Source organism: Streptomyces ureilyticus (genome assembly GCF_011045025.1).
In the GTDB taxonomy this organism is placed as follows: Bacteria; Actinomycetota; Actinomycetes; order Streptomycetales; family Streptomycetaceae; genus Streptomyces; species Streptomyces ureilyticus.
In genome coordinates this window covers 18015-27671 of the sequence record NZ_JAAKZX010000127.1, presented here as the reverse complement: position 1 = coordinate 27671, position 9657 = coordinate 18015, and the positions used below count along the sequence as shown (strand labels likewise).

The 9657-nt window shown below is 66.8% G+C and carries 7 protein-coding genes, 2 tRNA genes and 1 pseudogene; 5 read left to right on the top strand and 5 right to left on the bottom strand.

Features of this window, described 5'->3' with window-relative positions:
- Nucleotides 1–136: pseudogene (locus G6048_RS50110) on the top strand (glycoside hydrolase); the annotation flags it as partial.
- Between the two features lie 21 nt (nt 137–157).
- On the opposite strand, the gene G6048_RS50105 reads toward G6048_RS50110, so the two are convergent.
- From G6048_RS50105 to G6048_RS31275, 4 genes are all read right to left on the bottom strand, one after another.
- Nucleotides 158–604, bottom strand: a complete 447-nt coding sequence (locus G6048_RS50105) for a Tat pathway signal sequence domain protein (RefSeq protein ID WP_235990561.1) — start codon at nt 602–604, stop codon at nt 158–160.
- 149 nt (nt 605–753) lie between these two features.
- Nucleotides 754–1146, bottom strand: coding sequence for a hypothetical protein (locus G6048_RS31285; protein ID WP_165342960.1), 393 nt, complete (start codon nt 1144–1146; stop codon nt 754–756).
- Between the two features lie 147 nt (nt 1147–1293).
- Entirely contained in the window at nt 1294–2010 is a 717-nt protein-coding gene (locus G6048_RS31280) for a response regulator transcription factor (protein ID WP_165342959.1), read from the bottom strand.
- A gap of 46 nt (nt 2011–2056) precedes the next feature.
- Nucleotides 2057–2542, bottom strand: coding sequence for a MarR family winged helix-turn-helix transcriptional regulator (locus G6048_RS31275; RefSeq protein WP_165342958.1), 486 nt, complete (start codon nt 2540–2542; stop codon nt 2057–2059).
- A 98-nt stretch (nt 2543–2640) separates the two neighbouring features.
- On the opposite strand from G6048_RS31275, the gene G6048_RS31270 reads away from it, so the two are divergent.
- The 3 genes from G6048_RS31270 (at nt 2641) to G6048_RS31260 (ending at nt 3880) form a co-directional block, all read left to right on the top strand.
- Nucleotides 2641–3411: an SDR family NAD(P)-dependent oxidoreductase gene (locus G6048_RS31270; RefSeq protein ID WP_165342957.1), complete on the top strand. Its 771-nt coding sequence runs from the start codon at nt 2641–2643 to the stop codon at nt 3409–3411.
- Between the two features lie 292 nt (nt 3412–3703).
- A tRNA-Asp gene (locus tag G6048_RS31265) sits at nt 3704–3778 on the top strand.
- Nucleotides 3779–3806: 28 nt separating this feature from the next.
- Nucleotides 3807–3880: transfer RNA gene (locus G6048_RS31260), tRNA-Phe, on the top strand.
- Nucleotides 3881–4027: 147 nt separating this feature from the next.
- Here the strand turns inward: G6048_RS31260 and G6048_RS31255 are convergent.
- Nucleotides 4028–5278 carry an RNA-guided endonuclease InsQ/TnpB family protein gene (locus tag G6048_RS31255; RefSeq protein ID WP_328827486.1) on the bottom strand — a complete coding sequence of 417 codons (1251 nt, stop codon included), beginning with the start codon at nt 5276–5278 and terminating at the stop codon, nt 4028–4030.
- Nucleotides 5279–5631: 353 nt separating this feature from the next.
- On the opposite strand from G6048_RS31255, the gene hrpA reads away from it, so the two are divergent.
- Complete coding sequence (hrpA, locus tag G6048_RS31250) at nt 5632–9585, top strand: ATP-dependent RNA helicase HrpA (protein ID WP_165342956.1); 3954 nt, start codon at nt 5632–5634, stop codon at nt 9583–9585.
- The last annotated feature ends 72 nt before the right edge of the window (nt 9586–9657 follow it).

The following is a 9657-nucleotide window of genomic DNA, read 5'->3' as shown; positions in this document are numbered from 1 at the left end:
CCTTCAGGCGCTCACCAAGACCGAGAACACCCTGAAGTCGTCCAAGGCGGACGTTCAGCGGAAGCTCGCCGAGGCCCGCCAGTTGCTCTCGCGGCTGACCACCGAGGAGAAGGCGCGGCTCGCGGCGCCGCGACGACCGCACGCCTGGACGGCGCCGTCATACCCCCGTCGCCCTCCGCCGACGTACGAGATAGACCACCGCACCACCCCCGACGAGCACCGCGGCACCGCCCCCGATCAGCGCGCCGTCGCCACCGGACTCCTCGGACCCCGACGTCGCGCCGGTGTCGGGCGCCCCGCTCGGCACGACGGAGACCTGCCCCTCCGACGGCAGGGTCGGCTCGCCGCTCGGCGGCAGGGTCGGCTCGGCGCTCGGCGCCGTGGAGGTCGGCGGCTCAGTCGGAGCCGGAGTGTCAGAGCCGCCCGGAGCGGTGGTGGCGCTCGGCGCCGGAGCCGGAGTGGCCGGCGACGTCGGGGGCTGAGTGGCGCTCGCCGGGGCGGACGGAACCGCCGTCGGGCTCCCCCCATCGGCAACCGCGGGCACCGCACCCCCCAGCACAGCCGTACCCACAAGTGCCATAGCGGCAAGGACAGTTCGGCGCATCAGTCGCTCTCTTTCGTCGCTCCGCCCGCCCACGAATTCAGTGGGCGAGTCACAGATCGAGCAGAGAGACGAGACAGCGAGGAACCGCGTTGTAAAGAACAGGCAAAGACACCGGAGGCCGTACGGGCCGTACGGGACGGACCTACCGCTCAAGCCTCCTGAAGCCGCCGGCTCTCCAGCCGCACATGCAACTCCTCCTCCTGGTCCCCGGACGCCGTACTGACCTCATACACGGAGAACAGCGAGTCCAGGGTGGACCGGAACCGGTCGATCGCCCAGTACCCGCCCTGGACATCGGCCGTGACGGACGCCGCGAGGCGAGCGGGACGGGCAGGACGGGCGCCCTCACGCGGATCGGCGACGTCGAACGTGCCGAGCCACACCGTCGGCCGCGTAGCCGACAGCTCCTGCGGTACGTCCTCGGCGCACCGGTCGGAGCTGAAGCAGGCGCACAGCGTGTCGAACACGACGCGGGCGTCTTCCTTGCTGCATCCGCTGAGCTCCACGGAGACGGTTTCCGGATGCGGTCGTGCCTTGTCCATCGTGATCGCTCCTCTCGTCACCGCGCCGCGGTACCTCGAGACGGCCCGGCCAAACCAAGCCACGAGCCCCACCCACCAGAAAACCACCATCCGGGAGCTTGAGCACCCGGCGACCGCAGGCGAACCACAACCGCACTCCGCAGGCCCTCATCGCCTCGAGCACCCCAGCCAGTACCCGAAACCCCGCCGGGTATGGATCAGCGCGGGCTCCTCCTGATCCACCTTGCGCCGCAGCCGCGACACAAGCTGCTCGATCGCGTTACGGGCCCGGAACTCACCCCAGACCTGCCGGCTGATCTGCTCCTTCGACAGCACCCGCTCCGGATTGACCAGCAGCTGCCGCAACAGCCGGTACTCGGCAGGCGTGAGATCGAAAACCCTCTCCCCGCGGCGCGCCTGGCACGTGGCATCGTCCAGCACCAGATCGCGATAACAAGGCGCCCCATCCGGCTGTACGGGATTCCGCCCACGCAGTAAAGCCCGAGCCCTGGCCAGCACTTCGGCGATACGAAACGGCTTGGTGACGTAATCCTGCTCCCCCGGCCCGATCTCGGGAACAAGACAGTCCAGCGACTCACACGCAGTCAGAAAAAGCATCGGCGGCCGGTCCAGCGCGGCAACGCGCCGCCCCCGCGTGAGCCCGTCCAGATCCGGCACCGTGGCGTCGAGCACGACGAGATCGAACCGGTACTCCGCGACCAGCAAGGCGGCCTCGGCCCCGGTACCCGCCGTACCGACCCGATAGCCCGCCAACTCCAAGGTGGTCGTGAGGAGTTCCGCCGTATCGGGATCATCGACGACGACCAGAACATGCTGCCCGTCCCCACGAGCCGACGACGGCTTCTCGCTGATACTCCCGTACATGGCAAGACCATCCGTGTAGGTCGTGTACTCCGGAGGCGGCCGCACCTTAAAGGTCCGCCTCCGCCCGCCCCATGAAGTCGTCGACCATCCTGTGGACAAGTGACGCGAGCTGCAGCAACTCCTCGGGCGACCAGTCGGCGAGAGCCATCTGCATACCCCGGGCACTGGCCTCCCGTACGCGGACGAACGCCTCCTCGCCGGCCGGCGTGAGCCGAACCCGCTGCGCCCGTCGATCGTCCGGATCGCGGACACGGCTCGCATAGCCGCCCCTCTCCAGCTGCTGCACCTGACGGGTGACGTGCGAGGCCTCCACCGACAACCGCGCCGCCAGCTCCCCGAGCCGGAGCGGTTCACTCTCGGCGAGCTGCCGCAGTACCGCCACGGCGGCACGGTCCAGCGGCAGCCCCGAGAGCGCCATGAGGCGCTCGTGCTGCCGGGCTCTGCCGGAGAGATACGCAGCGCGGGTGAGTGCGCGCTCGATCATGAGCACGTCTGGCGAGACGCCACCTACTGCTGGGTGCGGTGTGGCCATGCTCCTCACTTTAACAGCTAATTGCTTGACTCAAGTAATCCGCACATGCTTGCCTAACTCAAATAAGACGCCGACCGACAACCTCAGGGAGCACACCCATGAGCAGCACCGGCCTTCAGGGACGCAGCGTCATCGTCACCGGAGCAGGCTCCGGCATCGGCCAGGCCACAGCCGTGAAGTTCGCCGAGGAAGGCGCGAGCGTCCTGGTCGCGGACGTCAACCAGGAAGGCGCCGAGCAGACCGTCAAGACCATCGAAAAAGCGGGCGGCACAACCAAGGCAGTCATCGGCGACCTCCGCGACCAGAAGGTCATCGCCGAGATCGTCGACACCGCCGTACAGGCCTTCGGCGGCCTCGACGTCCTCGTCAACAACGCCGGAATCATGGACCACATGTCGGCCCTCGGCGAGACCGAAGACGACGAATGGGACAGCGTCATCGGAGTCAACCTCACCGCGCCCTTCCGCCTCACCCGGGCCGCCCTGCCGCACCTGCTCGCCGCAGGCGGCGGCGCGATCGTCTTCACCGCCTCCGAAGCCGCCCTCCGCGGCAGCACCGCCGGAGCCGCCTACACCGCCTCCAAGCACGGCATCGTCGGCCTGACCAAATCCCTCGCCGTGATGTACCGCAAGTCCGGCATCAGGACCAACGCCGTCGCCCCCGGCGGCACCGCCACCAACCTCCGCCCCGACGTACGACCGGACACCCACGGCCCCGCCGTACTCGGCCCCTACCTCGGCGTCGGCGTCGGCGACAAGCTCGCCACCCCCGAAGAACAGGCCGCCGCCATCGTCTTCCTCGCCTCCGACGCCGCGAGCTACATCAACGGCGCCGTCCTCCCCGTCGACAACGGCTGGTCGGCCACCTGACACGATGGGCTCCGGTGGACTCGTACGAACCCGGGCGCGACCGGTGCGGTACGAGCCCGGCCACCGACGCCCGGGGCCGCCGAGAAGGTCGTGGTCACCTTCGACGAGTAGCCGACCACGCGTGAACGCAGAACCGGGAAGCCGTGGCCCCGCAGGTCAGAGGTGCGGGCCACGGCCTCCGGTCTGATACGCTGATCCAGCGACATTTCGCCGCCACAGCGTGAACCCCCGGTCACAAATCCCGTTGGGAGCACGCCACCCCGTGTGCGACACTGTTCGCACGCAACAGCTTGGTCCTGTGGAGCAGTTTGGAGTGCTCGCCACCCTGTCAAGGTGGAGGCCGCGGGTTCAAATCCCGTCAGGACCGCCGAGGTTTCTTCAGGAAACCTCTTGACGGCTGGGTAGCTCAGTTGGTACGAGCGATCGCCTGAAAAGCGATAGGTCGCCGGTTCGACCCCGGCCCCAGCCACAGTCAAGGCCCCGATCTCCGGATCGGGGCCTTCTCGTGTGTCTCATGCCTCGCTGTACGAGCGTCCGCGTCCGCTACCCGGGATTCACTCCCCGGCTTGCAGCTCGGCCCACCGATGGCTTCGGCAGAAACCGGCGCATCCAGTCCTCAGGCCACGAGCCTGAGGACAGGGACCTGTGACTCGGCCCCGCGGACCCACATCCACCAGCCGCGTTGGGCGATGGTGTGGGACGCGTTCAGATCCGCGTGCTCAACGAAGCCGCAGGATCTGCAGGTGAACACGGCCTGGCGAGGCCGGTTGCGCTTGTCGATGTGGTGGCACTGCGAGCACTCCTGGCTGGTGTACGCCGGGTTGACGTACACCACGGGCACTCCGGCCTTACGTGCCTTGTAGGCGATGAAGGAGCCGAGCTGCCCGAAGGCCCAGGAGTTCAGCGTGACGCGTTGGGGCTTTTTCAGCCGTGCCCGTTCGCGGATGCCGCTCAGGTCCTCGAGGGCGATCCCGCGGCCGGTGCGTTGAGCCTCTGCCACGATGTGCTTGCTGATCTTGTGGTTGATGTCGCGGGTGCGCCGGGCCTGCTTGCCCGCGTTGCGCTTGGCTCGTCGTTTGGCCGAGCGGGTGTTCTTCTTGGCGAGGTCGCGTCGTAGTCGGCGGTCGTTTTCGCGAGTCCTGTTGGTCTGTCGACCGCTGTGCCTCTTGCCGGTGGAGGTGGTGGCGATGTTCTCAATGCCGAGGTCAACGCCGATGAAGCCTTGTGGTGCAGGGTTTTCGGGGGGTTCGGGTAGGTCGATGGTGGCCAGCAGGTACCAGTGGCCGTTCTGCTGGATCAGGTCGGACTCGCCCTGGCGTCGGCGGGCGAGGAGGACGAGCTGGTCTTCCTGGCCCGTGTAGGGGATGCGTTTCATGCGGCCTTGGACGGTCCAGATGGAGATGGTTCGCTGCTCTGTCTGCCAGGAGAGCATCCGGTCGTCGTACGGCTGGGCGGCGTCGGGGCGGAAGGTGATCGGTTTGCCGGTGGCCTTGGCGCGGCGCTTGGAGCCGGGGCGGCCGAAGGTGCCGGCTTTGAGGCCGCCCGCGAGTGCTGCGTAGGCGTCGCAGGTCTTCTTGATGACGTGCTGGGCGGCTTGCGCTCCGAGACCCCAGCGGTCTTTGAGCTGGGCGTAGATCTGTGTGCGCAGTTCGCGATTACGTTTGATGCCGGTTGTGAAGGCGCAGCGGGACGCGTGATTGGCGGCTTCGTTGCAGGCGTGCAGGGTCGCCTGCAGTGCCGACGCCTGTTGCGGCGTCGGCAGCAGCTTCACACGAATTACGAGCTTCACGAACAGAAATCTAGATCCCGTCGCCGGATTCGTTCCGAGAATCGAAGATCGACCATCCGACTGAGTGATGCCTCGCACAGATGACCCGTAACTGTTCTGGTTTTCGGGTTGAGAGTGGGCGGCGACCTGGACCGCATCCCGAGGTCAGTCCCGTTGATGACGGGCCCGCCTCACGTCCTGGTCAACGGTCGGCAGCGGCGGCTCCTTGAACGCCTTGCCCGCCGACATGAAGTACTTGAGGGCCTTGCCTGCGGTCCGGTCGGCGATCTAGTTCAGGCGCGCGTCCATGGGGTGCTCCTCTGGGGTCGCCACGTGGTCAGTGGCTACACCCCCTGAGACGAGGCAGTCCGACCCTCTGTGACATGAGCGGTGAGGACGGAACGCAAATCCATTCGCCACCTCTTTTCCCGAGGTGCGATCCTGGACCCCGTATGTCTACGTACTCTGCCCCCGCCCTCGGTGATCTCGCCCCTCGTCTGGCTGAGCTGTCTCTGCGCGATGCGCATCGGCTCGGGCGCAGGCTCGAGGGCGCGCGCAAGATCCGTAAGCCGGAGGCCAGGGCCGCTGTCCTTGTCGAGATCGAGACCGAAGTCGGCAAGGCCGAGCAGCGGATGGCCGAGCGGCGCGCCCGTGTGCCCGCGGTCTCGTATCCCGAGCAGCTGCCTGTCAGCCAGAAGAAGGACGAGATCGCGGAGGCCATCCGCGATCACCAGGTCGTGATCGTCGCCGGTGAGACGGGGTCCGGGAAGACCACGCAGATCCCGAAGATCTGTGTCGAGCTGGGGCGTGGGGTCCGCGGCATGATCGGGCACACCCAGCCCCGCCGCATCGCCGCGCGCACCGTCGCCGAGCGGGTCGCCGAGGAGTTGGACACGCCGCTGGGTGAGGCCGTGGGCTGGAAGGTCCGGTTCACCGATCAGGTGAACCAGGACGCGACGTTCATCAAGCTCATGACGGACGGCATTCTGCTCGCGGAGATCCAGACGGACCGTGAGCTGCGCGCGTACGACACGATCATCATCGATGAGGCCCACGAGCGGTCCCTCAACATCGACTTCCTGCTCGGCTATCTCGCGCAGTTGCTGCCGAAGCGGCCGGATCTGAAGGTCGTCATCACCTCGGCGACCATCGATCCGGAGCGTTTCTCCCGGCACTTCGGGGATGCCCCGATCGTCGAGGTCAGCGGTCGTACGTATCCCGTCGAGGTGCGGTACCGGCCTCTCCTCGAAGAGGACAGTGAGGATGTCGACCGGGATCAGATCACCGCGATCACCGACGCCGTGGAGGAGCTCCAGGCCGAGGGCAAGGGCGACATCCTCGTCTTCCTCTCCGGAGAGAGGGAGATCCGGGACACCGCCGATGCCCTCACCAAGAAGAACTATCGGTTCACCGAAGTACTCCCCCTCTACGCCCGCCTCTCGCACGCCGAGCAGCACCGCGTCTTCCAGCCGCACACCGGCCGCAGGATCGTGCTGGCGACCAACGTCGCGGAGACGTCGCTGACGGTTCCGGGGATCAAGTACGTCATCGATCCGGGTACCGCCCGTATCTCCAGATACAGCCACCGTACGAAGGTCCAGCGCCTCCCCATCGAGGCGATCTCACAGGCCAGCGCCAACCAGCGCAAGGGCCGCTGCGGGCGCACCAGTGACGGCATCTGTATCCGCCTGTACAGCGGAGAGGACTTCAACGCCCGGCCGGAGTTCACGGACGCCGAGATCCTCCGTACGAACCTGGCTTCCGTCATCCTCCAGATGACCGCCGCGGGTCTGGGGGACATCGAGAAGTTCCCGTTCATCGATCCGCCGGATCACCGCAACATCCGTGACGGCGTCCAACTCCTCCAGGAGCTGGGTGCGTTGGACCCCAAGCAGAAGGACGTACGCAAGCGTCTCACCGAGACCGGTCGCAAGCTGGCCCAGTTGCCCGTCGACCCCCGGCTGGCGCGGATGGTCCTGGAGGCCGACAAGAACGGCTGTGTACGCGAGGTCATGGTGATCGCCGCCGCGCTCTCCATCCAGGACCCGCGTGAGCGTCCGGCTGACAAGCAGACGCAGGCGGACCAGCAGCACGCCCGCTTCAAGGACGAGACGAGCGATTTCCTCGCGTTCCTCAACCTCTGGCGGTATGTCCGGGAGCAGCAGAAGGAGCGGGGTTCGTCGTCCTTCCGGCGGATGTGCAAGCAGGAGTACCTGAACTTCCTGCGGATCCGGGAGTGGCAGGACATCTACTCCCAGCTTCGTACGGTCGCCAAGCAGATGGGCATCCATCTGAATGAAGAGGACGCGGGTGACCAGAGCGTCCACGTCTCGCTCCTCGCCGGGCTGCTCTCCCACGTCGGCATGAAGGACGTGAAGGAGGGGGCGAAGAACGAGTATCTGGGCGCGCGGAACGCCAAGTTCGCGATCTTCCCGGGCTCCGCCCTCTTCAAGAAGCCTCCGCGTTTCGTGATGTCCGCCGAGCTCGTCGAGACGTCACGTCTCTGGGCGCGGGTCAACGCGAAGATCGAGCCCGAGTGGGTCGAGCCTCTCGCCGGGCATCTGCTGAAGCGCACGTACAGCGAGCCGCACTGGGAGAAGGACCAGGCGGCGGTGATGGCGTACGAGAAGGTCACGCTGTACGGCGTGCCGATCATCGCGCAGCGCAAGGTCAACTACGGGCGGATCGACCCGGAGACGTCCCGCGAACTTTTCATTCGCAACGCGCTCGTCGAGGGCGACTGGCGTACGCACCACAAGTTCTTCGCCGACAACCGCAAACTCCTCACCGAGGTCGAGGAGTTGGAGCATCGCGCCCGCCGCCGCGACATTCTGGTCGACGACGACACACTCTTCGACTTCTACGACCAGCGGGTGCCCGAACATGTGGTGTCGGGGGCGCACTTCGACTCCTGGTGGAAGCACAAGCGGACCACCGAAGGAGGAGAGCCCGAACTGCTCGACTTCGAGCGGTCGATGCTCATCAACGAGCGCGCCGGCGACGTCAGCAAGGACGACTATCCGGACGCGTGGCGTCAGGGGCGGCTCAAGTTCCGTGTGACGTACCAGTTCGAGCCGGGAGCAGACGCGGACGGCGTGACCGTGCACATCCCGCTCCAGGTCCTCAACCAGGTCACGGACGAGGGCTTCGACTGGCAGATCCCGGGCCTCAGGGAAGAGGTCGTCACGGAGCTGATCCGATCGCTGCCGAAGCCGATCCGGCGGAATTACGTCCCTGCCCCCAACTTCGCGCAGAAGTTCCTGGAGCGGGCCGTACCCCTCCAGGAGCCGGTGACGACGACGATGGCGCGTGAACTGAAGCGCATGGTCGGCGTGCCCCTCACCCCCGACGACTTCGACTGGACGAAGGTCCCGGACCATCTCCGCATCACCTTCCGGATCGTCGACGAGCGGCGCCGCAAGCTGGCCGAGGACAAGGACTTGGAGGCGCTGAAGCTGCGCCTCAAGCCGAAGGCGCGGCAGGCGATCTCACAGGCGGCCGCGGCCACGGCCGAGCGGACGGGTGGGGAGTCCCTGGAGCGCAGGGGCCTCACGGACTGGACGATCGGCTCGCTCTCGCGCGTCTTCGAGACGCGTCGCGCCGGTCAGCCGGTGAAGGCGTACCCGGCGCTCGTCGATGACGGTGACAGCGTCTCCGTACGGCTCTTCGACACCGAGGCCGAGCAACAGCAGGCGATGTGGAAGGGCACGCGGCGGCTGATCCTGCTGGGAATTCCGGTGAACCCGGCGAAGTTCGCGTCGCAGAAGCTCACCAACCCGCAGAAGCTCGCCTTGTCGGCGAACCCGCACGGCTCCATCCAGGCGCTGTTCGACGACTGCGCGATGGCTGCCGCGGACAAGCTGATCGGGGACTTCGGGGGGCCGGCCTGGGACGAGGAGTCGTATCGGAAGCTGTACGACAAGGTGCGGGCCGAGATCGTGGACACCACGGTCCGTACGGTCGACCAGGTCCAGCAGGTCCTGGCCGCCTGGCAGGCGTGTGAGCGGCGCCTGAAGTCCGTACGGAGTCCTGCGTTGCTCGCGAACCTCGCGGACGTACGGGGGCAGCTGGACGGGCTTGTGAAGCCGGGATTCGTGACGGAGGCGGGGATTCGTCGGCTGCCGGATCTGATGCGTTATCTGGTGGCGGCGGACCGGCGGTTGCAGCAGATGCCGACGAACGTTCAGCGGGACACGACTCGTATGGCGAAGGTTCATGAGATGCGGGACGAGTACGCGTGGCTTCTTGAGCAGATGCCTGCGGGGCGGCCCGTTCCTCAGCAGGTGCTGGACATTCGGTGGATGATCGAGGAGCTCCGGGTCAGCTACTTCGCCCACGCGTTGGGCACGGCGTATCCCGTCTCCGACAAGCGCATCGTGAAGGCGATCGACGCGGCTGTTCCGTAACTGTGTCTGTACGTTGGGTGAGTTCGCCCCTCGGGCGTCCCCTCCTGTACAGTCTCTTCTCGCAGCGCAACG